Here is a 25,071-nt window from a genome sequence, read left to right on the forward strand (position 1 = left end):
CCCGCGACCCCCGTGGCGCCGGCCGCCCCGACGCCGCTGGTCCAGCCGAAGCCGGCCACCGTGCCGACGTTCACCCCGTCCGGCGGCGACGCCGCCTCCCGGTCCTTCGACGAGACCAGCGAGCATGACGTGATCTCCCTGAACGAGTCCGTCGGCGACCTGGACATCCCCGACTTTCTGCGCTGAACGTCGGAGCAAGACGAAAGGAGCCATGCATGGCTGGCTTTATGAAAAGCGCGATGTCCTACCTGGGCATGACCGACGTGGTCGATGAGGACGAGCCGATCGCGGAGACGGACGGCGCCGAGTCGTCGTTCGATTCGGATCACTCCGTCACCCCGATGGCCTCCGCGTCCGCCTCGACGAGCGCGCCGGCCCGGGAGTCGTCGACCACCAGCCCGTTCCCGGGGCGCATCAGCCGCATCACGACGATCCACCCGCAGAAGTACGACGACGCCCAGCTGGTGGGCCGCGCGCTGCGCGACGGCGTGCCGGTGGTGCTCAACCTGACCGGGGTGCCGGAGGCCGTGGCGTACCGCATCGTGGACTTCTCCGCCGGCGTCGTGTTCGGCGTGCGCGGGTCGATCGAACGGGTGACCCCGCGCGTGTTCCTGCTCAGCCCCGCCCAGGTGAACATCAAGGTCGAGGAGCCGCAGTCGGCATCGTCCGCGCACGATCTGTTCTCCGAATAGACCGCGTGCGATCGGCCGCAGGTCGGCGTCGCAGGCGGCCCGGCCCGGCGCCGGTTCCGCCTGCGGACGATTGCCGCGGTTACGCCGGATCGGTTGGTATGGTTGACCCATGCTGTTGTTCATCATCGGAAGAATCATCGACTGGGTGATCGGCGCCTATCTGACGGTGCTCATCATCCGCATGGTGCTCGGCTGGATCGCGGTGCTGGCCCCCCGTTGGCGTCCCCGAGGCGTGGCGGCGGCGCTGATCGACGTCGTCTACCGGCTCACGGATCCGCCGCTGCGCTGGCTGAGGCGCTACATACCGCCGATTCCGTTGGGGCCGATCTACCTCGACGTGAGCTTCATCGTGCTGTATTTCATCCTGATCGTGCTGCAGATCCTCATATGACCGCGCCGTCGAGGTGCGCTGTGCGAAGGGTCCGTGCTAGCATCGGTAGTTGATACGTACATAGCGAGGCACAATGCCCGAAGCGAGGTGCAAGATTTATGGCTCTGTTGACGCCGAAGGATATCAGGGAGCATACCTTCCGGACCGTGCGTCTGAAGGAAGGGTATGACGTCGATGAGGTCGACGATTTCCTCGATCAGGTGACCGAGACCATCGAGGCTTTGACCAGGCAGGCGATGCAGGGAGGGCAGGCCACCCAGTCGCTGGGGCCTGACGTCGCCAACCTGAACGCCAAGATCTCCGAGCTGACCGCGCAGGTGCAGTCGCTGCAGAACGAGAACGAGAGCCTGAAGTCCTCCTCGGCGGGAGCGGCCGACCAGTCGGCCCAGATCGCGGCGACGAAGCTGACCGAAGCCGAGGAGAGCAACCGGGCCCTGTCGGCCCAGAACGAGCAGCTCAAGTCTCAGGTCGACCGCCTCAGCGCGCAGATCGACCAGCTGACCGCCCAGGCCGCCCAGGCCGCCGGCAACGAGCAGCTCGGCGCCCAGCTCACCGCCGTGCAGCATGAGCGCGACGAATTCCGCTCCCGTCTCGAGGACATGTCCCGTCAGCTCGCCGCAGCGCAGCAGCAGGCCGCCGGCATGGCCCAGCAGCAGGAGCAGCTGCGCGACCTGTCGCGCCAGCTCGAGGAGTCCAAGGAGCGCGAGAACCAGCTGCGCGCCCAGGTCGCCAAGGTCGAGCCGAATACCGAGACCGGCAGCCTGCAGAAGATCGCCGGCGCCGCCGCGGCGGCCACCACCGAGCCGGAGCGCGCGACCGCGATGCTGACGCTCGCCATGCAGCTGCACGACCAGTACGTCGACAAGGGCAAGGCCAAGTCCAAGGAGATCATCGACAACGGCCAGCGCCGCTACGAGGAGACCGTGGCCAAGGCCAACGACTACTCGACCCGCACGCGTTCCGAGGCCGACGAGTACAGCCAGCGCGTGCACTCCGAGGCCGACGCCTATTCCGAGCAGACCCGCCAGGAGGCCGACGCCTACTCCGACCACACCCGTTCCGAGGCCGACAGCTACGCCGTCAAGACCCGCCAGGACGCCGACACCTACATGCAGAACAAGCATGCGGAGGGCGACCAGTACGAGGCCGCGAAGCACAACGCCGCGGACCAGTACGAGGCCGAGGTCCAGCGCCGCGCCGCCGACTACGACAGCAAGACCCGCACGGCGGCCGACCAGTACGCCGAGCAGGTCCGCTCCAACCTCGAGAACCAGAGCAAGGTCATCGAGGGCAACATCCAGAGCCTCAAGCAGTTCGAGACCGAATACCGCGCCCGCCTGACCGAGTTCCTCAGCGGCCTGCAGGCGCAGGTGTCCGACACGAACAACTTCAGCCAGACCGAGCAGAACTGAGCCTGAGGCGGATTCACGGAATTATGACTAGACAACAGGGACGGCTGCGCCTGCGCGTGGCCGTCTTTGCATGTATCGCGGTCGTGGCGCTGGCGCTCGACCAGGCCACCAAGATCTGGGCGCAGTCGGCCCTCGTCGCGGGCCGCAGCATCCCGGTGGTGCCGGGGCTGCTGTCGTTCACGCTGGTGCGCAACCCGGGGATGTCGCTGGGGATGCTCTCGTCGGCGACCTGGCTGATCTCGGTGCTGGCGATCGTGGCCAGCGTGGCGCTGGCCGTGCTGGCGCTGCGCACGTCGTCGCTGCGGTGGACCGCGGTCTTCTCGTTCGCCTTCGCCGGCGCGTTCGGCAACCTGATCGACCGCGTGGCCAACGCGGACGGCTTCCTGAACGGCGCGGTGGTCGATTTCCTCGATTACGGGTGGTCGGTCGGCAACGTGGCCGACATCTTCCTCGTCGGCGCGGGCGTCGCCGCCGTGGTGCTGATCGCCATCAACGAGCCGTTCGGGCCTGAGGCCACGGACGTCGAGGGCGCCGGTGCGGCCGGAACGGAGGGGTCCGAAAGGACGGGATCCCGATGAGCCACGTCGTTCCCGCGCCCGACGCGCTGATCGGCAAGCGTTTCGACGTCGCCGTGGCCAAGATGCTCGGCATCTCCCGCGCCAAGGCGAGCGACCTCGTCGCCTCGGGGCAGGCGCGCGTGCTGGGGCGCGACATCGCCAAATCGGGGGCGCTGCAGGCGGGCGACGTCGTGGAGTTCGACATCCGTGAGGAACGGCGCGAGCCGGAGCCCATCGCCACGGACATGGCCGTGGTCTACGAGGACGACGACGTTGTGGTGGTGGACAAGCCGGTCGGCGTCGCCGCCCACGCGTCGGTCGGCTGGACCGGCCCCACTGTGCTGGGCAGCCTGCTGGACCGCGGCGTGCACATCACCTCGTACGGCGCGCCGGGCAGACAGGGCATCGTCAGCCGCTTGGACGTGGGGACCTCCGGGCTCATGCTGGTGTGCAAGTCGGAGCTCGCCTACAAGGAGATGCGCCGGCAGTTCGCCGAGCACGAGGTCGTCAAGACCTACCATGCGCTGGTCCAGGGCAACCTCAAGGAGGATCGCGCGACCATCGAGGCGCCGATCGGCCGCGCCAAGGTCTCCGACTTCCGGTTCACCGTGACGCCGGCGGGCAAGGAGGCGATCACCCACTGGGACGTGATGGAGCGCTTCGGCGAGGCCACGCTGGTCACGGTGAACCTCGAGACCGGCCGGACCCATCAGATCCGCGTGCACTTCTCGTCGATCGGGCACCCGCTCGTCGGCGACCCGATGTACGGCGCCAACCCGGTGATGGCCGAGGAGCTGGGGCTCACCCGCCAGTGGCTGCACGCGATGCGGCTGGAGTTCCGCCACCCGCGCACCCGCATCTGGACGACGGTGAAGTCACGGTACCCCGCCGACCTGGCCCAGGCGCTGGAGACGCTGCGCCGACGCCGCCGTGACGACCGGCCGGCGTCGGACTGAGCGCCGCCGACGCCATGCATGCTACGGCGGCGCCAGATCGATCAGCCGCAGCGTCGCATAGCCGACAATCGGCACGGCTCCGACTGCCATCGCCGTGATGGCCATCCCGACGCCACGCGAAGCGCTCCGGTCTTCGGAACCGGACTGCCTGTCTGCGGGACGCGATTGCCTGCAGGCCATGAGCGCGATGGCGCCAAGCAGCACCGCCAACGGCGCGACGCACACCGCCAGCATTCCCAAACCGATCATCGCCACCAGCGCGAGGGCGTCCAGCGGGTCGTAGGTTCCCCGCCGCAGACGCAGCAGCAGCGCTCCGGCGAGCAGCAGCGACACCAGACTCGCCGACGCTGCCGCCAGCGCGGCGGCCGCCAGAGGATGGCACCGGGAAGAACCTTTCCCGCCCGTATCCGCATGCCTGTTCATCATGACCCCCTCTCGTCCTGTTCCGTCGACGATAGGGGAGCCGGCGTCGGAAACGACAGCGCGGCGGGGCATGGTGGTCGAAGGCATGCCGGTTGTCCACAACCCGGGCGTGTCGTCCACAGGAGGGCGTCCGCCTGTCCGCCACGGGCGGAAACGGCCGCGGCTATGATGGTGAGGACGATGCGGTCGAAAGGGGCGGTGCGATGGCCGGGACGAAGAAGAAAAGCACCAACGAGATCCTGGTGCGGATCCTCGAGGAGCTCGCGGCCCACACCGACACCGAGCACGGGCTGAGCACCAAGGAGCTGAGCCGCAGGCTCGGCGTGACCGAGAAGACCGTGCGCGGGCATCTGCGCATGCTGGAATCCCAACGCCCGTTCGGCAGGGCCGTCGGCCAGCTGACGCCGGAGATGGCCGAGCACGCCGACAGTCCCGACGCCACGCCGGGCTGGTACATGGAGCCGGCGATCGACCTGGCGCAGCTGCGGCTGCTGGGCGACGGGCTCGCGCTGTCGCGCATCGACGAGGAATACGCGCGGGAGGCCTACGACCGGCTGCGCTCGTTGGCCGGCTACGCGGGCGGGCAGTCGGAGGGGCTGAGCAACCTGCGGATCCCGCGCCCCTACAACCGCGAGTTCCTCTCGAACGTCGAGAACCTGGACGAGGCGATCGGCGCCGGGCGTGTGGTGCGCTTCCGCCTGTGCCAGTACGCCGCGGACGGCACGCTGGTCGAGCGCGTCGACTCCGGGACCGGCGAGCCGCGCGAGTACGTCGCCGACCCGTACCAGATGACCTACCGCAACGGGCTGTACTATCTGCTGTGCCATATGCATGGCCGCCCCGGCATCGGGTTCGTGCATGTCGACCGGATCCGACGGCTGGACGTGCTGGGGCCGGACGTGGCCCAGGAATGCCGGCTGGAGGATCTGCGCACGGCGGACGGCGCGCGGCTGTCCCTGGCGGACTTCCTGGCCGAACGCCTGTACCCATGGACGGGCGAGGCCGAGGACATCCGGCTGCTCGTCACCGACCTCGCCTGCGTGTACGACTGGTTCGAACGCCCCGCCGTGCGCCGGGTCGACGACCGCCATTACGAGGTGACGGCGCACGCCGACCCCAGGACCGTGCTGTGGTGGGCGCTGCAGTACGCCGACGCCGGCATCGTGGAGATACTGGAGCCGGCCTCGCTGCGCAAGGCGATGGCGGACGTCGGCGCGACGCTGGTCGCCACATACCGCGTGGCTCCGGGGCAACGCCGGGGATGAGCCTGACATCCGGAACATGATCGGACCGGGGACGAAGAGTCAGCGACCGGACGACGCCGGGACGGACCGGTATCCGGATGCCCGCCGGCCGCATGCCTGAGCCCATGCGGCGGCCGGTGCGGGCCGGAGCATGCGGCGGACCAGCGCCGGGGTGACCGGCCGGCCCGACGCCGCGGCCTCGACGATGACGCGCGCCATCGCCTGCTTCAGGTCCCGTATGTTGTCGGTCCATTGCTCGGCCACCAGCAGCAGGACCTCATCGCCGATCGTCTGGCGATGCCTGGCCGCCATGAGCCGCAGGATCGCCACCCGGGTCTGCAGACCCGGCGGGTCCAGTGGCGCGGAGCGGCCACGCGCGAACATCGTGCCGAGCGGGTGGCCGTGCGGCAGATAGCAGCGCGGGGGCAGCGTGCAGGCGATGACGGCGCACCCGCCGCGCAGCATCACCCGCTCGATGGCGCGGTGGAGCAGTTCGGCGCCCAGCGGGTCGCCGATGACCGGACCGGCGTCGTCGACCAGCAGCATGTCCGCGTCGGTTTCGATTCCGATGCCGCGGTCCGGCCGCCCCGCGCACCGACGCAGCGCCGCGTCGGCGAGGGCGTCGGCCGGTGCGTACCGGATGCGCAGCGTCGGATCGCGGTCACGGGCCCGGTTGCCGATGGCCTCCAGCAGGTGGGTCTTCCCCAACCCGGCGCCCCCGTGGATGCACAGCGGGCCGGGGCCGCGCCCGGGGTCCTGCGCGACGGCGAGGGCCAGCGTGCGCGCGTAGCGGTTCGCGTCGTCCGGGACGAATGTGTCGAAGGTCGCATACGGGTCGAGCGTCGCATACGAATCGAGCGTCGCCTGTGGCGCCGCGGCCGCGGCCTGCCGGGCGCGGCCGCCCGTCGCCGGCTCCGCGGACGCCCCGGCCGGCCGTGCCTCCGGGAATCGGCGGCTCCGACGGGTATGCGGTGCCGTATGTGGATCCTGTGCCATGGCCGTCTCCTTTCACCGTGCCGACGCCGGCGGTGCGCCGCGGCGTCGATCGTGTCATGGTCGGACCATTGTGCGGTGCGACACTCGGGGGAGGTAGATATGTACCCGGTGCGCGTGTCCTGCGGCATGATGGGGCCCGGGACCAAAACGACGTGAGGTAAGGTGGAACCTATGGCTAAATCGGGTAGCGACTTCGTGCAACTGCATAACCACACGCATTACTCGCTGTTGGACGGCGCGTCGAAGATTCCGGATCTGGTGCGGCGCACCAAGGAGCTGGGCATGCCCGCCGTCGGCATCGCGGACCACGGCAACATGCACGGCGCCTACGAGATGTGGAGCGAGGCCGTCAAGGTCGGGGTCAAGCCGATCATCGGCATCGAGGCCTACACCACGCCGGAGACCGCCCGGCAGGACAAGACCCGCGTGCACTGGGGCACCGAGGCCCAGCGGTCCGACGACGTCTCGGGCGGCGGCCTGATCGCCCACCTGACGCTGTGGGCGGAGACCGACGAGGGGCTGCGGAACCTGCTCAAGGCCTCCTCGGTGGCGAACCTCGAGGGCCGCGTGATGCGCTATCCCCGTATGGACAACGAGGTGCTCGCCACCTACTCCAAGGGCGTGATCTGCGGCTCGGGCTGCCCGTCCGGCATCATCCAGACGCGTCTGCGCCTGGGCCAGTTCGACGAGGCGCTGCGCTACGCCGGCGAGCTGCAGGACATCTACGGCCGCGACAACTTCTACATCGAGCTGATGGACCACGGCCTGAAGATCGAGACCCAGGTCACCAACGAGCTGCTCGACATCGCCAAGCGCCTCAACGCCCCGCTGCTGGCCACGAACGACTCCCACTACGTGCTTGAGGAGGACCGAGGCGCGCAGGACGCCATGCTGTGCATCAACTCGGGCTCCCGGCTCGACGACCCCGACCGGTTCAAGTTCGACGGCTCGGGCTACTACCTGAAGTCGGCCGAGGAGATGCGCGCGCTGTTCAAGGACCTGCCGGAGGCCTGCGACAACACCCTGGAGGTCGCCGAGCGCTGCAACGTCATGTTCGACGACGGCGAGGACGGCGCCTTCATGCCGAAGTTCCCCTGCCCGGAGGGCTGGGACGAGACCTCGCTGTTCCTCAAGCAGGTGGAGGACGGCCTGGAGAAGCGCTACCACGGCAATGTGCCGATCGACGTGCTCAAGCAGGCCGACTACGAGTGCGGCGTGATCTGCCAGATGCAGTTCTGCGGCTACTTCCTCGTCGTCGCCGACTACATCAACTGGGCCAAGGACCACGGCGTGATGGTGGGGCCCGGCCGAGGCTCCGCCGCAGGCTCGATGGTCGCCTACGCCATGGGCATCACCGAGCTCGACCCGCTGCAGCACGGCCTGATCTTCGAGAGGTTCCTGAACCCCGAACGAGTCTCCCTGCCGGACATCGACACCGACTTCGACCCCGAGGGGCGCATGAGGGTGCTGGAGTACGTGGCCGACAAGTACGGGCACGACAAGGTAGCGCAGTGCGTGATCTACGGCACCATCAAGACCAAGCAGGCGCTGAAGGACTCCGCCCGCATCATGGGCTACGAGTTCTCGGTGGGCGAGCACGTCACCAAGGCGCTGCCGCCGAGCAAGAACGGCAAGGACGCGAGCCTCAAGGAGATCTTCGACCCGACCTCGAAGCGGTACGCCGAGGCTCGGGAGTTCCGCGAGATGTACGACTCCGACCCCGACGCCCACCGCATCGTCGACCAGGCCAAGGGCATCGAGGGGCTGATCCGTCAGACGGGCGTGCACGCCTGCGCCACCATCATGGGCTCCGAGCCCATCACCGACACCTCGCCGCTGCTGGAACGCACCGACGGCACGGTGACCACCACGTTCGAGTACCACACCTGCGAGACGCTCGGTCTGGTGAAGATGGACTTCCTGGGCCTGTCCAACCTCACGGTCATCAGGGACACGCTGCGCAACATCGAGCGCAACGGCAAGGACCCCATCGACTACCGCGAGATCCCGCTCGACGACAAGGAGACCTACGAGCTGCTGTCGCGCGGCGACACGCTCGGCGTCTTCCAGCTCGATGGCGATGGCATGCGCGCGCTGCTCAAAAGCCTCAAGCCGGACAACTTCAACGACATCTCGGCGCTGATCGCGCTGTACCGGCCGGGCCCGATGGATATGGACTCGCACAACAACTACGCGAAGCGCAAGAACGGGCTGCAGCAGAACATCCCGATCCACCCCGAGGTCGCCGAACCGCTCGCGCCGGTGCTCGACGAGACCTACGGTCTGATCGTCTACCAGGAGCAGGTGCAGTCCGCGGCCCGTATCCTCGCCGGGTACTCGCTCGGCAAGGCCGACGTGCTGCGTCGAGCCATGGGCAAGAAGAAGCCCGAGGTGCTGGCCAAGGAGAAGATTCCGTTCTTCGAGGGCATGAAGGAGCACGGGTACTCCGAGGAGGCCGCCCAGGCCGTGTGGGACGTGCTGGTCCCGTTCTCCGGCTACGCCTTCAACAAGGCGCACTCGGCCGCGTACGGCCTGATCTCCTACTGGACGGCGTACCTGAAGACGCACTATCCGGTCGAGTTCATGGCGGCGCTGCTGCAGAACGAACGCAGCAACAAGGACAAGACCGCGCTGTACCTGGGCGAGGCGAGGCGCATGGGCATCCAGGTGCTGCCGCCGGACGTCAACGAGTCGGTGCTCGAGTACTCCGCCGTCGGCGACGTCGTGCGCTTCGGCCTCGGCGCGATCCGCAACGTCGGCGACCAGCCCGTCGCCGACATCATCGCGGAGCGCGAGAGCCCACGTGGCCGGTACGTCAACTTCATGGACTTCATCCGCCGCGTGCCGCTGTCGGCGCTGAACCGCAGGCTCGTCGAATCGCTGATCAAGGCCGGCGCGTTCGACTCGATCGACCCGAACCGCCGCGCCCTGTACCAGATTCACGAGGCCGCGATCGAATCGGTGGTCGGCATCAAGCGCAAGCAGGCGGAGGGCCAGTTCGACCTGTTCGCCGACATCGACGACGACGGCGGCGCCGACGTGATGGGCGACGCTGGCATCACCGTGCCCGACGTGGAGGAGTGGGATAAGAAGACCAAGCTCAACTTCGAACGCGAGATGCTCGGCCTGTACGTCTCCGACCATCCGCTCAGCGGCATGACCGCGGTGCTGGCGAATCTGCGCGAGATGTCGATCGCGCATCTCATCGACCGCGCCAAGACGATGGGAGACGGCCAACAGGTAGTCCTCGCGGGACTGGTCACCGGCGTCGACCGCAGGGTCTCGAAGAAGGGCAACCCGTGGGCCATCGTCACGATCGAGGACATGGAGAGCTCGATCCAGTGCATGTTCTTCGGCAAGGTGTACGAGTCGGCCGCCGCCGACCTGGCCATCGACACCATCGTGCGCATCCGCGGTCAGGTCGAGGTGCGCGACGAGACGGTGAGCCTGCGCGCCACCGAGATGGAGGTGCCTACGCTGGAATCGGTGGACGAGCGGCCGCTGGTCATCACCCTGCCCCAGGTGGCGCTGGACCGCTCGCACGTCTCGCAGCTCGGCCAGGTGCTGCTCAACCACCCGGGGTACTGCGAGGTCAGGCTGGCGATCCTCGACGAACGCGGCAACGCGCAGGTGCTGACCTTCGGCGATCGGTTCCGCGTGAAACGCGACACCTCGCTGTTCGCCGAGATCAAGATACTGTTCGGGCCGAGCTGCCTGCCTGCCGCGTGACGCGGGTCGTACAGCAATCTGTGGCGCGGTCTGTGTCACGCCTGTGCCACGACTGTGACATGGCCTGCGGTACGGTCTGTGGCACAGAACGCGGCACGGACCACGGCACGGATCGAGATATGGGCCGCGGCATGACCTGTGGGACGGGTCATGGCATGGCCTGTGTCACGCCTGTGCCACGGCCTGTGGTATGGCCAATGGCCTGGTCTGCGGCATGTCCCGTGGCATGGTCCGCGGCGCGCCGCCGCGGCCGGGCCAGCTCGAACACCTCGTCGGACCGCTGCGCGACCTGGGGGCTGTGCGTCACGATGATGACGCACTTGCCCTCGTCGTGCGCGAGCGAACGGAAGATCGCCATGATGTCGTCCTGTGTGCCGAGGTCGAGGTTGCCGGTCGGCTCATCGGCCAGGATGACGCCGGGGTCGTAGCTCAGCGCGCGGGCTATCGCCACGCGCTGCTGTTCGCCGCCCGACAGGTGCAGGATGCGCTCGCCGGCGTAGTCGGGCGACAACCGCACCTTGGCCAGCAGCCCCATCACGACCTCGTGCCTCGGCCGGTCGAAGCGCTTGCCGCTGGCCTGCATCGACAGCGTGATGTTCTCCTCGACGCTGAGCGCGGGCAGCAGGTTGAAGCTCTGGAAGATCACGCCGATGTCGTGGCTGCGGAACCGGTAGCGGTCCAGCGTGGCCAGATCCTCGCCGCGATAGACGACGCGGCCCTCGGACGGCGAGGTCAGCCCGGACAGCAGCGACAGCACGGTCGTCTTGCCGGCGCCCGACGGTCCGACGATCGCCGTGACGGTGCCGGCCTGGAACTCGCGGTTGATGTCGCGCACGACCAGCTTGCCGCCTTTGGCGTACCGATAGGAGACGTGCTCCATGACAAGCACGGGGGCCGGTCCGTCGCCCTCGCGCGGCGGCATCGGCGGGGCCGTGTCCGGTGCGATGGTCGGGACGGAGGCGGGGGAGTCGTTCATGATGGTCCTTTCCCGGCGGCCGGTTGGACGGGCCGGCGCCGATGCATGCTGTGGTCGGTTGCGGTGGCGATGGAGGCGGGTGCCGGCTGTGTCAGGAGCGGTCGGCGAGGATCTGCAGCGGCTCGTACCGGACGATGGCGACGATGCCCGCCAGCGCGGAGACCAGCGTCAGGGCCAGTCCGATGAGCACGAGCCTGCCGACCACCGCGAGGTCCACGGTCGCGTCGATGTCGTCCACATACTGCGCGGCCTGCGCGAACCCGGCCATCACGCCGTTCGGCGCATCCGAGGGGGCGTCCTGGGGCGCGTCGCCCTGCGAGACCGCGCCGTCCTGCGTGTCCGCGTCATCCTGCGCGCCCGCGTCGTCGGACCGGTCCGTGGCCGCGCCGCCGGCGTCCGGGGCGAGCGCATCGCCGCCGCCCGGCATGTCCGACATGTCGGCGTCGCGCCCGAACCTCGCCTGCATGGTCGCCGTCTGGGACTGCTGCGTGGCGATCTGCCGGGCGAGCAGCTGGTCGGCGACGGGCACCGAGGCGACGGCGCCGCCGACCACGCCCAGCGCGATGCCGATCATCGTGACGATGAGCAGCTCGACGACGAACTGCGCGGCGACCTTGACCTTGCGGATGCCGATGGCCAGCAGCACGCCGACCTCGTACTTGCGCTCGCGCACGTTGAACAGGTTGATGACGATCAGCGCCACCGCGCCCACGGCCAGCACGATGAGCAGCAGCGTCAGCGCGAACGAGGCGAGGTTGTCGAGCGGCACGAGGCTCGACTCGTACTGGTCGACGTCGGCCGACGAGACGGTGTAGCCGTCGCCGAGCCCCGCGGCCTCCACGTCGGCGACGAAGGTCTCGTAGTCGTCGGCGCTGCCGAGCACGTAGGTGAACGTCAGCTGGGCGTCGCCCGCCGCGTCGTCGTCCGAGGATCCGCCCGCCAGCCCCAGCGCCTCCAGCGTGGCCGTCGAGGTGTAGACGGCGTTGTCCGGGTCCATGCCGGTGCCGCCCATCGGCCCCGACGCGGCGACGTTCTGCGCGGAGTCGTTGCTGTAGACGCCGACGACGGTCAGCTCGTAGGTGACGGCGTCGTCGTCCGGATCGGCCAGCGTGATGGTGTCGCCGACCTCGATGCCGTTGAACTCGGCGAGCGCCGCGGTGATGATGGCGTCGCCGACGCCGTCCTCGCCGTAGCCGAACACCTGGCCGTCGCTCATCGTGAACGTGCCGTTGGCCGCGTTGGCCACGGCGGTGTCGGAGGAGAACCCGGTGACGGTGAAGTCGCCGGTCGGCATGGCCGCCCCGCCCATGCCGCCGCGGTCCATGCCCGCCCCGCCGGGCGCGTCGGATGCGGTCCCGTCCCCGTCGCCGTCCGTCCCGTCGCCCGAGGCGGCGTCGGACGACGTATCGTCGGTGGTGGTCGACACCGGCTGGAGGCCGTCGGTGCCGTCGAGCGCGGTCTGCTCGGTGTAGTAGGTGGCGACGTCGACGCTGGCGGCGTCGGCGTAGCGCTCGTAGTCGTCCAGGGTCAGCGCGTCCACGGCGATGGCGGAGCGCAGCTCGTCCATGTCGGGCTGCCCGTCCCCGGTCTCGTCCCCGCCGCGCTGCCGGGCCTGGCCGATCATGGATTCGCGGTCGACGCCGATGGTGGCCGTCACGCCGGTGGCGGCGAGCCCCTCGTCGCGGGCGGTCTGCGCCGCGTTGCGGATGGCCAGGCCGATGGTCGCCGCCGCGGCGATGATGGCGACGATGACGACGATCAGGATGTTGCGACCCTTGTTGCGCATGACGGAGCGCCAGGCGTTGCTGATGATGAACATGATGGGACCTTTGGCTTGGTGTGACGGACGGCCGGCGTGCGTGGGCGAACGACGCCGGACCATGACAGTATGCGGCCGCCGGGTGGGTGCGGCCTTCGCCTCCGGTGAAGGTTTCCGGTCAACTTGAGCCTCGTTTCCTGTGATGTTTCTGAGTGAACTCTGGGAAAAACGATGTCCGACGGGGCCGCCGACGGGGTGCCGCCGTCCGTCCGGGAAATATCACCGCATATTCACCGTCCCGTAACCGCATACGTGTGTTCCGGCGGCCTGCGCGTTGATAGAAATGAACAGTCCGCATACCCCCCCCCCGACGGCGGATTCGAACCGATTCGACATCGCAGCCCGGGCATGGAACATGGACCCGGGCGGACGGAACCCGAAGGAGAACACGTGAACAAGCAGAGGAACGCGCGCACGCTCATGGTCGCGGGCGCGGCGACGGCCGTGGCCCTCGCCATGCTGACGACCGGCACGGCGAGCGCCGCGAACGGCACGTACTACAGCAGCAAGCAGCCCTACGTCGCGCCGGGCGCCGGCGTCATCGCCGGCTACTCCGCCGCCCCCGAGGGCTACGAGCCCGTCTACACCGAGATCATCGCCCGCCACGGCTCCCGCGGCCTGTCGAGCTACAAGTACGACGCCCTGCTGGAGAAGATGGGCCGGACCGCGGCCGAGGTCGGCGGCTTCGTCAGCGAGGAGGCTCGCGACACGTTCATGGCCAACGTCCGGGCCATCACCGAGGCCAACGTCGACAACGGCTACGGCATGCTCACCGGCCAGGGCGCCACCCAGCACCGGGGCATCGGCGCCCGCGCCTACGAGCGCAACGCGCGGCTGTTCGACGAGGCCGCCGCCGACGGCGGGACCGTCGCCTACGAGTCCTCCGGCGAGGCGCGCGCCACCGAGTCCGGCGAGAACTTCAAGGCCGGCTTCGACGCCGCGTCGGGCGGCGAGCTCGCCGACGCCTACGTCGCCCCGAACGACGCCGCCGGCGACGGCGCCGCCGCCGCGTTCCAGAAGTCGCCCGACACGCTGTACTTCCACAAGACCGAGAACCCCGACGGCACCGAGAAGACCGGCGAGGCCGCCGCGATCGCCTCGCGGTACGAGCGGTTCGTCGACGACGACGCCGTCATCGGCAACGCCGAGGACTACATCGAGGACTTGGACGCGGCCCGGAAAGTGTCCCGCGACCTGCTGTCCCAGATCTTCAAGGCCGACTTCCTCGATGCGGTCGACGCCGGCGAATACTCGTGGTTCAACACCATCGACGGCCGGGAGCACCCTGACGCGGACGAGGACGGCGTCGACGACGTCACCGGTCAGGACGTGCGCAGCTGCGCCGTGGAGGGCGACCCGGACGAGGTGATCGCCCAGTACGGCGAGGACGCCTGCGGCGAGACCGGCAAGAGCATCGAATCGGTGGTGGACGCCGCGATGGACCTGTACAACCTGTACATCATCGCCGCCGACATGACCGAGGAGAACACCGGCGGGCACACCTTCGACTTCGACCGGTACTTCGCGAACGTCGGCCAGGAGGACGGCGAGACCTTCGCCTGGATCCTCGACATGGAGGACTTCTACGAGAAGGGCCCGAGCTACGCGGGCCAGAACGAGACGTACCGCATCGCCCAGCCGCTGCTCGACGACTTCTTCGACTCGATCGACGAGCGCATGGCCGGCGGCGACACCGTGGCGACGTTCCGCTTCGCGCACGCCGAGACCATCATGCCGTTCGCCGCGCTGATCAAGGCGCCCGGCTCCGAGGTCCAGGCCCCGGCCGTCGAGGACCCGCAGGGCCTCGCCGACGTGTTCACCTACGCGGACAACCCGTGGCGCGGCGAGTCGGTGACGCCGATGGCCGCCAACATCCAGTGGGACGTCTACGCGAGGGACGGCGTCGACCCGGCCACCGGCGAGGCGTACACGCCGATCGTGCGCATGCTGTACAACGAGACCGAGGTCGCGTTCAACGACGAGTGCACGCCGATCGCCGAGGGCTCCCGCTGGTACAAGGAAAGCGAGCTGAAGAGCTGCCTGGGCCTGCCCGAATCCCGCGTCGAGACGGACGAGTCCCCGACCATCGCCGTGGACGACGGGACGCCCGCGACCCCGGACGACGACCGGAACGACGACGGCGCAGCCGATGACGCCGGCGACGGCGCGGCCGATGCCGCCGACGGTACCGACACCGCCGCCGATGGCGACGACGCCGCGGACGCCGCGGACCGGAACGCCGCCAAGCCCTCCGGCCTGGCCGCCACCGGCGTCGCGACGGCCGTCCCCGCGCTCGCCGCGCTCGCGCTGTCCGCCGCCGGCGTCACCGTGGCGATGGCCGCCCGCCGCCGGCAGCGCTGAGCGCCGTCCTCCACGCCGCGACCACGGAAGCGCCGCGCATCCCGGACGACCGGGGTGTGCGGCGCTCCCCGCATGCGCGGGCGTCCGCGGGCCGGCGGACGCCCGGAGCCGATGACGCCGCGGCGCTCCCGCACGCTCGGGCATCTCACGATGCGGCTGACGAAACGGCTGGAAACACGACGTTGTTACGATGGGACGTTATGAGCAACACCACCATGCGAATCATCGATCTGCGGGGCAAGCGCCTCACCCGAGCCGAGATGCTGGCCGCCATGCCGCGTGCCGAGATGGGCACCGACGAGGCCACCGAACTCGTGCAGCCCATCCTCGATGACGTCAGGGCCCGCGGCGCCGCGGCGCTGCGCGACTTCGAGGAGAAGTTCGACCATGTGCGCCCCGAGCACCTGCGCGTGCCGGCCGAGGCGATGACCGCCGCACTGGAGGAGCTCGACCCCGGGGTGCGCGCCGCCATCGAGGAGTCGGTGCGCCGCTCCCGCGCCGTCGCCGCCTCGCAGGTCCCCGAGGACTTCCACACCGACCTGGCGCCGGGCGCCCGCGTCGCCGAACGCTGGATCCCCGTCCAGCGCGTCGGCCTGTACGTGCCGGGCGGCAAGGCCGTCTACCCGAGCTCGGTGATCATGAACGCCGTCCCTGCCCAGGCCGCCGGCGTCGAGTCGCTGGCCGTCGCCACCCCGCCGAAGACGGCGGACGGCCTGCCGGACAAGACGATCCTCGCCACCTGCGCGATCCTCGGCGTCGACGAGGTGTACGCGGTCGGCGGCGCGCAGGCCATCGCGATGTTCGCCTACGGCGCCAAGGGCACCGAGCCGCAGGACGGCGACGTGCTGTGCGAGCCGGTCGACAAGATCACCGGACCGGGCAACATCTTCGTCGCCACCGCCAAGCGCATGGTCTCCGGCCTCGTCGGCATCGACGCGGTCGCCGGCCCCACCGAGATCGCGATCATCGCCGACGGCGGCGCCAACCCCGAGTACCTGGCCGCCGACCTGATCGGCCAGGCCGAGCACGACGAGCTCGCCGGCTCGGTGCTCATCACCGACAGCGAGCAGATCGCCGTCCGCACGCAGGAGAGCCTGGACCGCCGCGTGCCGCGCACCAAGCACGCCGAGCGCGTCGCCACGTCGCTGACCGGCCGCCAGTCCGGCATCATCCTCACCGACGGGCTCGACCAGTCGATCGACGCGGCCAACGCCTACGCCGCCGAGCACCTCGAGATCCAGACCGCCGATCCGGACGCCGTCGTCGCGCGCATCCGCAACGCCGGCGCGATCTTCCGCGGCCCGTACTCGCCGGTGCCGCTGGGCGACTACATGTCCGGCTCGAACCACGTGCTGCCGACCTCCGGCACCGCGCGCTTCGCCGCCGGCCTGGGCGTGCACACGTTCATGAAGCCCGTCGAGGTCATCGAATACGACGAGGAGGGGCTCAAGGCGCTCGCCGCGCGCATCAACACCTTCGCCGTTTCCGAGGACCTGCCCGCGCACGGCGAGTCCGTGCTCACCCGCTTCGTCGAGGACCCGTACGACAAGGCGACCCTCGACCGGCAGGAAGCCGAGGCCGGCCTGAAATGAGCGACGCCACCACGAACGCGGGGACGGCGATCCCCGCGACGCTGCCGCTGCGCAACGACCTGATCGGCGAGGAGCCCTACGGCGCCCCGCAGCTCGACGTGCCGGTGTGCCTGAACGTCAACGAGAACCCGTACGCGCCCGACCCGGCCGTCGTCGAGACGATCGCCGAGCGCGTGCGCCGGATCGCGCCGACGCTGAACCGCTACCCGGACCGCGAGCACATCGAGCTGCGCCGCGCCTTCGCCGCCTACCTGAGGCGCGAGTCGGGCGCCGGGCTCGGCGTCGAGCAGGTCTGGGGCGCGAACGGCTCCAACGAGATCATGCTGCAGATCTTCCAGGCGTTCGGCGGGCCCGGGCGCATCGCCTTGGGCTGCGACCCGACGTACTCGATGTACCCCGAGTACGCGCGCGACACGTTCACCACCTGGCAGGTCGCGCACCGCAACGAGGACTTCACGCTGAACGTGGAGCGCACGCTCGCGGCAATCGAGGACGTGCGCCCGGCCATCGTGCTGCTGACCAGCCCGAACAACCCGACCGGCACCCCGCTGCCGATGGAGGACCTCGAACGCATCCTGGCCGCCTGCGAGACCGCCTCCGTGCGCGGGGCCGGCGAGGGCGTGCACCCGGTGGTCGTCGTGGACGAGGCGTACATCGAGTTCCGCAACCCCGGCACGCCGTCCGCCGTCACGCTGATCGACGCGCACCCGAACCTGGCCGTCAGCCGCACGATGAGCAAGGCCTTCGCCTTCGCCGGCGCCCGCGTCGGCTACGTCGCGGCGAGCCGCGGCATCATCGACTGCCTGCGCATCGTGCGCATGCCCTACCACCTGTCGGCGGTGACGCAGGCCGCGGCGCTCGCCGCGTTCGAGCACACCGACGAGCAGCTCGGCCGCGTGGCCCATCTGCGCGAGACCCGCGAGCGGACCGCGGCATGGCTGCGGACCCGGACCTACCGGGGCCGGGCGCTCGAGGTCGCCGACTCCGCGTCGAACTTCCTGATGTTCGGCGGGCATTTCGAGGACCGCGACCGCATCTTCGCGGCGATGCTGGAGCGCGGCGTGCTGATCCGCGCGGTAGGCCCGGACGGCTGGCTGCGCGTGTGCATGGGCACCGACGAGGAGATGGCCCGGTTCCGCGAGGCGCTGGACGAGGTGCTGCGCGAGGCCGAGACCGGCCGGTGAGCCGGGCGCGGGGCGCACGCGCCGCCGCCGGCGCGCCCCGCGGCGCTATGCTTAGGTGTCGGAACACCCGGGGCACCGGGAACATGGAAGGAGCAACGATGGCACGCACCGCGACGATCGTCCGCGAGACCAGCGAATCGCGCATCGAACTGACGCTGGACCTCGACGGCACCGGCAGGACCGATATCAGCACCTCCGTGCCGTTCTTCGACCACATGATGACGGCGCTCGGCAAGCACTCGCTGATCGACCTGACGATCAGGGCGAGCGGCGACACCGACATCGACGTGCACCACACCGTCGAGGACACGGCCATCGTGTTCGGCGAGGCGCTGCGGCAGGCGCTCGGCGACAAGCGCGGCATCCGCCGGTTCGCCGACGCGACCGTGCCGCTCGACGAGGCCCTCGCCAAGGCCGTCGTGGACATCTCCGGACGGCCGTACGTCGTGTGCTCGGGCGAGCCCGCCGGATTCGAATACGCGATGATCGGCGGCCACTTCACCGGGTCGCTGGTCCGCCACGTCATGGAGTCCATCGCGCTGCACGCGGGCATCTGCCTGCACCTGCAGCTGCTCGCCGGGCGCGACCCGCACCACATCGCGGAGGCCGAGTTCAAGGCGGTGGCGCGCGCGCTGCGCTTCGCCGTCGAGCCGGACCCGCGCGTCGACGGCATCCCCAGCACCAAGGGGGCCCTGTGATGGACGACGAGCGCACGACGCCGCACGACGGCGCCTACGACGACTTCGGCGACGGCACCCACATCAGCGACGAGGAGCTGCGCGCGGCGATGGCCGACTTCGAGCAGCAGTTCGCGCACGACGAGGCCGGCTCCGACGCCGGCTCCGACGCCGGAGCCGGAAGCGCCGCGGACGCCCCGGACGGAGGCGACGCCTCCGGCGCCGAGGCCGTGCTCGACTTCGACGACGAGCTGCAGGGGCTGCTGGGCAACCGCGCCAAGGTCGCGGCCATCATCACCCGGCTGGCCTCGGCCGAGCTGCTCGCGGCGTTCTGCCAGCTCTCCGACGTCTCGGCGACCTGCCTGGAGCACAGCGACGGCGCCGTGGCGGTGCTGCGCAACCTCGACGGCGACGGCCCCGAGGCCGCGGTGCGCGACCTGACCACGGTGGTCTCCGGCATGCCGGCCATCCTCGCGGTCAACCGGGCCGACAAGCTCGAGGCGACGCTGTACATCAAGGGCGAGCCCGGGCAGACCTTCGCCCCGCCGATCCTGTTCACCGTGACCCCGCCGTTCGTCGAGGACCTGATGCTCGGCATCGCCGACGTGCCGGCGCTCGTCGGGCAGGGCGTGCGCGCCGTGGAGTCCGGGGACCTCGACCGCGAGGCCGCGATGAAGGTCATCGCCCGGCACACGCGGTTCGGCGGGCGCGGCGGATCGAGCATCCGCTAGCCGGCCGCGCGGCGCCGGCGGCGCGACAAGACGACGACACGACAAGGAAAGGACCTGGCATGACCTCGGTGGTGGTGTTCGACTACGGATTCGGCAACGTGCGCTCCATGGTGCGCGCGCTGGCCAACCTCGACCTCGATGTGACCCTGACCTCCGACTACCGCACGGCGTTCGAGGCCGACGGCCTGGTCGTGCCCGGCGTCGGGGCGTTCGCCGCCTGCATGGACGGGCTGCGCCACGTGCGCGGCGACCGGGTGATCGTCGACCGGCTCAACGCCGGGCGCGCGGTGCTCGGCGTGTGCGTGGGCGAGCAGGTCATGTTCGAGCGGGGCGTCGAGCACGGCGTCGAGGCGCGCGGCCTGGGGCTGATCGGCGGCGTCGTGGACGAGCTGGACGCCGACGTGGTCCCGCATATGGGCTGGGACACCGTCCAGGCCCCCGAGGACGGCGTGCTGCTCGACGGGCTGGGCGACGAGCGGTTCTACTTCGTGCACTCCTACGCGGCGCGCGAGGTGCTGCCGGTGCCGGCGGAACGCTGCCCGGTGGACTTCGGCGGCGCGCCGGAGCGCGTCGCCTGGTGCGAGTACGGCCGCAGCCGCTTCGTGGCCGCCTATGAGCACGGCCCGCTGTACGCCACGCAGTTCCACCCGGAGAAGTCCGCCGACGCCGGGTTCAGGCTGCTGGGCAACTGGGTGGCGGCCCTGTAGGGCGCCGCGCCGCGCCGTCCGCCCGATCCGCGGCGCCCGGCCGGGATCGGCCTACCGCGGCGGCCCGATGATCTGCACAACCCGGGGCGGCATGCGACGCCCCGCACACCAGTGAGGAAGGACACACGCATATGGCACTGACATTGCTGCCCGCCGTCGATGTGCGCGACGGCAAGGCCGTGCGCCTGCGCCAGGGCGCATCCGGATCGGAGACCGACTACGGCTCGCCGCTGGAGGCCGCCCGCACCTGGGTCGAGGCCGGGGCGCGGTGGATCCACCTGGTCGACCTGGACGCCGCGTTCGGCACCGGCGACAACCGCGCGCAGCTGCGCGCCATCGTCGCCGAGCTGGGTGAGCGCGTGAACATCGAGATGAGCGGCGGCGTGCGCGACGACGCGAGCCTGGAGGCGGCGCTCGACGCCGGCGCGGCCCGCGTGAACATCGGCACCGCGGCGCTGGAGAACCCCGAGTGGACCGCCGAGGTCATTCGCCGGTACGGCGATCGCGTCGCCGTCGGCCTGGACGTGCGCGGCCACACGCTGGCCGCCCGCGGATGGGTCAAGGAGGGCGGCGACCTGTTCGAGACGATGGCGTTCCTCGACTCGGTCGGCTGCTCGCGCTACGTCGTCACCGACGTGACGCGCGACGGCATGATGAGCGGGCCGAACCTCGACCTGCTGCGCGAGGTGGCCGAGCGCACCGACGCCAGGGTGACCGCCTCGGGCGGCATCTCGGGGCTCGACGACCTGCGCGCCATCAAGGGGCTCGCGCCGCTCGGCGTGGACTCGGCGATCCTCGGCAAGTCGCTGTACGCGCGCGCGTTCACGCTGAAGGAGGCGCTTGCGGTCGCGGCCGACTGACCCTGCGCCCGGAATGCCGCGCCGCGCCCGCAGCGCCCGCCGCGCCATGCGCCGGCGGGCGCTGCCGTATCCGGGCGTCCGTTCCGGCCCCGCGTGGGCGCCCGCATATACGCGACATGTGTTAACGGCATGTGAAATAAACCCGTGGGACGATGGTGGGCATGGATAAACAGCAAGAGTTTGCGCTGCGCACCGTTGAGGAGCGCGATGTGCGTTTCATCCGCCTGTGGTTCACCGACGTGCTGGGAACCCTCAAGTCGGTGGCGATCGCGCCGGCCGAGCTGGAGGCGGCGTTCGAGGAGGGGCTCGGCTTCGACGGCTCGTCGATCGAGGGCATGACCCGCGTCTCCGAGGACGACATGATCGTCAGGCCGGATCCCTCGACGTTCCAGATCCTGCCGTGGCGAGGCGGCCCGCAGGGCACCGCCCGCATGTTCTGCGACATCCTGACCCCGGACGGCGAGCCCTCGCTGGGCGACCCGCGCCACGTGCTCAAGCAGACGCTGGCCAAGGCCAAGGAGAAGGGCTTCACGTTCTACGTGCACCCGGAGATCGAGTTCTACCTGTTCGAGAGCCAGGAGGACTGGTCCCGCCCGCCGACCCCGATCGACGAGGGCGGCTACTTCGACCACGTGCCGCGCAGCTCCAGCATGGACTTCCGCCGCGCCACGGTGAACATGCTCGAGCAGATGGGCATCTCGGTCGAATACTCGCACCACGAGGGCGGCCCCGGGCAGAACGAGATCGACCTGCGCTACGCCGACGCGCTGACCACGGCGGACAACATCATGACCTTCCGCACCGTCGTCAAGGAGATCTCGCTGGAGCGCGGCATCTACGCGAGCTTCATGCCCAAGCCGCTGGCCGACAAGCCGGGATCGGGCATGCACACGCACCTGAGCCTGTTCGAGGGCGACGCGAACGCCTTCTACGAGGCCGGCCAGGAGTTCAACATGTCGCTGATCGCCCGGCAGTTCGCCGCGGGCATCCTGTACCACGCGGCGGAAATCTGCGCGATCACCGACCAGTACGTGAACTCGTACAAGCGTCTGTGGGGCGGCAACGAGGCACCGAGCTACATCTGCTGGGGCCACAACAACCGCTCCGCGCTGCTGCGCATCCCGCAGTACAAGCCGGGCAAGGGCAACTCGGCGCGCATGGAGTTCCGCGCGCTCGACCCGGTCGCCAACCCGTACCTGGCCTACTCGGTGCTGCTGGCCGCCGGCCTCGACGGCATCGAGCGGCAGCTCGCGCTCGGCGAGCCGACGAGCGACGACGTGTGGGAGCTCACCGACGCGGAGCGCCGCGCGATGGGCATCCAGCCGCTGCCGGAGTCGCTGGACGAGGCGCTGAAGATCATGGAGAAGTCCGACTTCGTGGCCGGCGTGATCGGCGAGCACGCCTTCGAGTACTTCCTGCGCAACAAGCGCCAGGAGTGGGAGGAATACAGCCATCAGGTCACGCCGTACGAGCTGAAGACCTATTTGCCGCGGCTCTAGCGCCTTGGGATCCTCGGACGCGGACGGCGCAGGGGCGGCATGGCGCCCGCGCACCGTCCGCGTCACGTCGCGGGCGTCCCGCGGAATCCGGGCGTGTCTGCCCCTATCCGCACTAGGTGCAGCGGATTTCGGGGTCTGCGGACATCGATATGGACTAGCTGAGGCAGGATGACGACGATGCCCCGGGTATGTGCCGCGCCATGTCGCGGCACATACCCGGGGCATCGCGGTTTTGGAGCCTCACGTAACGCATATGGATGTCCGCAGGACCCTTAATCCGCTACAGCTAGGCGGGATGGCCCCGGAACCGGGCATGGATACGGGGCCGGACGGCGTCCGCGTGCGCGCGGCATCGTGCATCGGACACACGGATTCGGCTTGGGGCATGCGCGTCCGCGCACGCGCCGTCGCAGGGCCGTGGAGACCGTGAAGGCCTCGGCCGGGGCGACGGCGCGCCCCGCGCCCGGGACCGTCATCCGACCCGATCCGCGTCCGTCTGGTCGGACAGCTCGAACGTCCGCTCCGCCAGGACCGTGTCGTCGTAGTCGGTCAGGCGCACGTCGAGCCGCCCGTCGTAGTCCGGCACCGCATAGGCGATGGTCGCGGAGAACATGGCGCCGGGCAGGATCGACGTCGACTGCGACAGCGGGGCGTACCCCTCCATCGCGTCGGCGGGGAAGGCGACCTCCAGTTCGACGCCGTCGCGCCAGGCGGACGCCATGCCGCAGTCCCACAGGGTCATCGGCTCGTCGGAGCGGTTGACCCAGCGATAGGTCACGATCGCCGTGGGCGTGCCGTCGGAGGTGTCCGGCCCCCGCACGACGCCGTCGATGGCCAGCTGGGCGACGGTCGTCCCCCGGTGATCGACGATGTCGGTCATATCGGCGACCGCGGCCTCGTCGGGCGGGACGACGTCGGGGACGTCCGCTGTGGCGAGGCCCTCGAACTCCTCGCCCGGCGTGCTCCCGCCCACACTGAACGCGGCCGTCACGGTGGACATGCCGTCGTACGAGGCCAGACGCGCCAGCAGCGGCGCGTCGCCGTCGCGCAGCGCGAACGCCTCGGTCACCGTGTGCGAGGCGCCGGGCCTGATCTCGGCGAAACCGGAGTCGTCGTCGTATCCGAACGATTCCGCGTCGTCCGACAGGTACGTCCTCGTCAGCCCGATGCCGTTCTGGAAGACCTCGAGCGTGGACTCCGACTCCAGGCCGGTGGTCGTCGAGCCGGTGTTGCGCACCGTGACCTCGATGACCACGGTGCGTCCGCCGGTGAGATCGTCGGGCGTGCCGGCGCAGGCGCGGTCGATCGAGACCTGCAGCTCGGTGTCGTCGTGGTCGTAGGCGATGGTGCCGGTCCGCTCGTAGGTCCGGGGTTCGGGGTCCGCGGCGTCGGCGCCACCATAGGTCCGCGACCATGACGAGTCGGGCGGCGACGTCGAGGAGAGCCCGGCGACGACGGCCACGGCATCCGCCGCCAGCAGCGCGATGCTGAGCACCAGCGCGACGACCGCGGCCGCCCTGCCGCGGTGGCGCGGATCCCTGGCGGCGCGCGTCAGGGCGCCGATGGCGAGCACGATCGCGGCCACGGCGGTGACGAACCCGGCAAGCGGCGTGGACAGGGCCGCCAGGGTGACGCCCAGCAGCACGAATGCGGCGACGACCCATCCGGAGGCGGACGGCGTGCGGGTGCGCGGAGCGGCGCCTCGATTCGGCGTGCCGGCGGGGCGAGGCGTCAGGCCGGCGGGGCGCGGCGCACCGTTGGAATGGGACGGGTCGTCGGCGTAGGTCTGGCCGGCGGGAGACGGCGAGTCGGTGGCATAGGTCTGGCCGGCGGGAGGCGGCGCGGCGGCGCGCCTGGCCTGGGCGGCGTCGCGGGCGCGCGACGGGGTGCGGCGCCGCGCGGTCGGGGGCTGGTTCCGCCGGCGGCGCTCCGCCGCGTCGGCCGCCGCGCGGGCGGCCTGCCGCCGCCGTTCGGCCTCGGCCTCGGCCCGGGCCTCCCGCTCGATGGCGGCGTCCGGGCTGATGTACGCCGGGGCGTCGTCGACGTCGAACGGGGAGACGACATCGTCGTCGTGGCGCGCGAACAATCCCATGGTGCCCTCTTCCCTCAATGGCCGTGCGTCCGTACGGTTTCCATTGTAGGGGGGTGTCCCTATGGTTTTGTCAATCCGTTTGGGGTTGTTTGTTGGTGGCGTTTTCGGGCGCGTTTCGCCCTGTGTCCGGTGCCGTCGGTGTTGGTCCTGCGTGATGTCGGCTAGGCGGCCTT

General features: G+C 70.1%; 20 protein-coding genes and 1 pseudogene. 16 read left to right on the plus strand and 5 right to left on the minus strand.

Features of this window, described 5'->3' with window-relative positions; genetic code table 11:
• The 6 genes and pseudogenes from KIH73_RS10120 to KIH73_RS10145 all read left to right on the plus strand — a co-directional run.
• A pseudogene (locus tag KIH73_RS10120) lies at nt 1-186 on the plus strand (cell division protein FtsZ); the annotation flags it as partial.
• Nucleotides 187-215: 29 nt separating this feature from the next.
• Complete coding sequence (locus KIH73_RS10125) at nt 216-692, plus strand: cell division protein SepF (RefSeq protein ID WP_219083143.1); 477 nt, start codon at nt 216-218, stop codon at nt 690-692.
• 109 nt (nt 693-801) lie between these two features.
• The gene (locus tag KIH73_RS10130) at nt 802-1,083 is read left to right on the plus strand and encodes a YggT family protein (protein ID WP_219083145.1); all 282 of its coding nucleotides are present in this window, start codon (nt 802-804) and stop codon (nt 1,081-1,083) included.
• Nucleotides 1,084-1,181: 98 nt separating this feature from the next.
• On the plus strand, nt 1,182-2,495 hold the full coding sequence (locus tag KIH73_RS10135) for a DivIVA domain-containing protein (RefSeq protein WP_219083147.1): 1,314 nt from the start codon (nt 1,182-1,184) through the stop codon (nt 2,493-2,495).
• Between the two features lie 23 nt (nt 2,496-2,518).
• On the plus strand, nt 2,519-3,073 hold the full coding sequence (locus KIH73_RS10140; protein ID WP_219083148.1) for a signal peptidase II: 555 nt from the start codon (nt 2,519-2,521) through the stop codon (nt 3,071-3,073).
• A complete protein-coding gene (locus KIH73_RS10145) occupies nt 3,070-4,008 on the plus strand; it encodes an RluA family pseudouridine synthase (RefSeq protein ID WP_219083150.1) in 939 nt (312 codons plus the stop codon). The genes KIH73_RS10140 and KIH73_RS10145 overlap by 4 nt, the downstream gene beginning before the upstream one ends.
• A 21-nt stretch (nt 4,009-4,029) precedes the next feature.
• Here KIH73_RS10145 and KIH73_RS10150 read toward each other — a convergent pair whose 3' ends face one another.
• The gene (locus KIH73_RS10150) at nt 4,030-4,434 is read right to left on the minus strand and encodes a hypothetical protein (protein WP_219083152.1); all 405 of its coding nucleotides are present in this window, start codon (nt 4,432-4,434) and stop codon (nt 4,030-4,032) included.
• A gap of 200 nt (nt 4,435-4,634) precedes the next feature.
• Here KIH73_RS10150 and KIH73_RS10155 point away from each other — a divergent pair, with 200 nt between their 5' ends.
• Complete coding sequence (locus KIH73_RS10155) at nt 4,635-5,696, plus strand: helix-turn-helix transcriptional regulator (protein WP_219083154.1); 1,062 nt, start codon at nt 4,635-4,637, stop codon at nt 5,694-5,696.
• A 39-nt stretch (nt 5,697-5,735) separates the two neighbouring features.
• Here the strand turns inward: KIH73_RS10155 and KIH73_RS10160 are convergent, their stop codons facing one another.
• The gene (locus KIH73_RS10160; RefSeq protein ID WP_219083156.1) at nt 5,736-6,671 is read right to left on the minus strand and encodes a DnaA/Hda family protein; all 936 of its coding nucleotides are present in this window, start codon (nt 6,669-6,671) and stop codon (nt 5,736-5,738) included.
• Between the two features lie 171 nt (nt 6,672-6,842).
• Between KIH73_RS10160 and dnaE the strand changes: the two genes are divergently transcribed.
• The gene (gene dnaE / locus KIH73_RS10165; protein ID WP_219083158.1) at nt 6,843-10,400 is read left to right on the plus strand and encodes a DNA polymerase III subunit alpha; all 3,558 of its coding nucleotides are present in this window, start codon (nt 6,843-6,845) and stop codon (nt 10,398-10,400) included.
• 148 nt (nt 10,401-10,548) lie between these two features.
• On the opposite strand, the gene KIH73_RS10170 is transcribed toward dnaE, so the two are convergent.
• Both KIH73_RS10170 and KIH73_RS10175 read right to left on the minus strand, forming a co-directional pair.
• Nucleotides 10,549-11,322: an ABC transporter ATP-binding protein gene (locus KIH73_RS10170; protein WP_219083175.1), complete on the minus strand. Its 774-nt coding sequence runs from the start codon at nt 11,320-11,322 to the stop codon at nt 10,549-10,551.
• A 145-nt stretch (nt 11,323-11,467) separates the two neighbouring features.
• Nucleotides 11,468-13,195 carry an ABC transporter permease gene (locus KIH73_RS10175; RefSeq protein WP_219083160.1) on the minus strand — a complete coding sequence of 576 codons (1,728 nt, stop codon included), beginning with the start codon at nt 13,193-13,195 and terminating at the stop codon, nt 11,468-11,470.
• 420 nt (nt 13,196-13,615) lie between these two features.
• On the opposite strand from KIH73_RS10175, the gene KIH73_RS10180 reads away from it, so the two are divergent.
• The 8 genes from KIH73_RS10180 (at nt 13,616) to glnA (ending at nt 22,806) form a co-directional block, all read left to right on the plus strand.
• Complete coding sequence (locus tag KIH73_RS10180) at nt 13,616-15,556, plus strand: histidine phosphatase family protein (RefSeq protein ID WP_219083177.1); 1,941 nt, start codon at nt 13,616-13,618, stop codon at nt 15,554-15,556.
• 215 nt (nt 15,557-15,771) lie between these two features.
• Entirely contained in the window at nt 15,772-17,148 is a 1,377-nt protein-coding gene (gene hisD / locus KIH73_RS10185; protein WP_219083179.1) for a histidinol dehydrogenase, read from the plus strand.
• On the plus strand, nt 17,145-18,332 hold the full coding sequence (locus KIH73_RS10190) for a histidinol-phosphate transaminase (RefSeq protein WP_219083162.1): 1,188 nt from the start codon (nt 17,145-17,147) through the stop codon (nt 18,330-18,332). The genes hisD and KIH73_RS10190 overlap by 4 nt, the downstream gene beginning before the upstream one ends.
• Nucleotides 18,333-18,430: 98 nt before the next feature.
• Complete coding sequence (hisB, locus tag KIH73_RS10195) at nt 18,431-19,030, plus strand: imidazoleglycerol-phosphate dehydratase HisB (protein ID WP_219083165.1); 600 nt, start codon at nt 18,431-18,433, stop codon at nt 19,028-19,030.
• Entirely contained in the window at nt 19,030-19,740 is a 711-nt protein-coding gene (locus KIH73_RS10200) for a hypothetical protein (RefSeq protein WP_219083181.1), read from the plus strand. The genes hisB and KIH73_RS10200 overlap by 1 nt, the downstream gene beginning before the upstream one ends.
• Nucleotides 19,741-19,799: 59 nt before the next feature.
• Nucleotides 19,800-20,447, plus strand: coding sequence for an imidazole glycerol phosphate synthase subunit HisH (gene hisH / locus KIH73_RS10205; protein WP_219083167.1), 648 nt, complete (start codon nt 19,800-19,802; stop codon nt 20,445-20,447).
• Between the two features lie 131 nt (nt 20,448-20,578).
• Complete coding sequence (priA, locus tag KIH73_RS10210; protein WP_219083169.1) at nt 20,579-21,307, plus strand: bifunctional 1-(5-phosphoribosyl)-5-((5-phosphoribosylamino)methylideneamino)imidazole-4-carboxamide isomerase/phosphoribosylanthranilate isomerase PriA; 729 nt, start codon at nt 20,579-20,581, stop codon at nt 21,305-21,307.
• A 161-nt stretch (nt 21,308-21,468) separates the two neighbouring features.
• Nucleotides 21,469-22,806 carry a type I glutamate--ammonia ligase gene (gene glnA / locus KIH73_RS10215; RefSeq protein WP_219083171.1) on the plus strand — a complete coding sequence of 446 codons (1,338 nt, stop codon included), beginning with the start codon at nt 21,469-21,471 and terminating at the stop codon, nt 22,804-22,806.
• A 472-nt stretch (nt 22,807-23,278) separates the two neighbouring features.
• Here glnA and KIH73_RS10220 read toward each other — a convergent pair whose 3' ends face one another.
• Nucleotides 23,279-24,898, minus strand: coding sequence for a DUF4190 domain-containing protein (locus KIH73_RS10220; RefSeq protein ID WP_219083173.1), 1,620 nt, complete (start codon nt 24,896-24,898; stop codon nt 23,279-23,281).
• Nucleotides 24,899-25,071: the final 173 nt, after the last annotated feature.

Source organism: Bifidobacterium phasiani (assembly GCF_019331775.1).
Classification (GTDB): domain Bacteria; phylum Actinomycetota; class Actinomycetes; order Actinomycetales; family Bifidobacteriaceae; genus Bifidobacterium; species Bifidobacterium phasiani.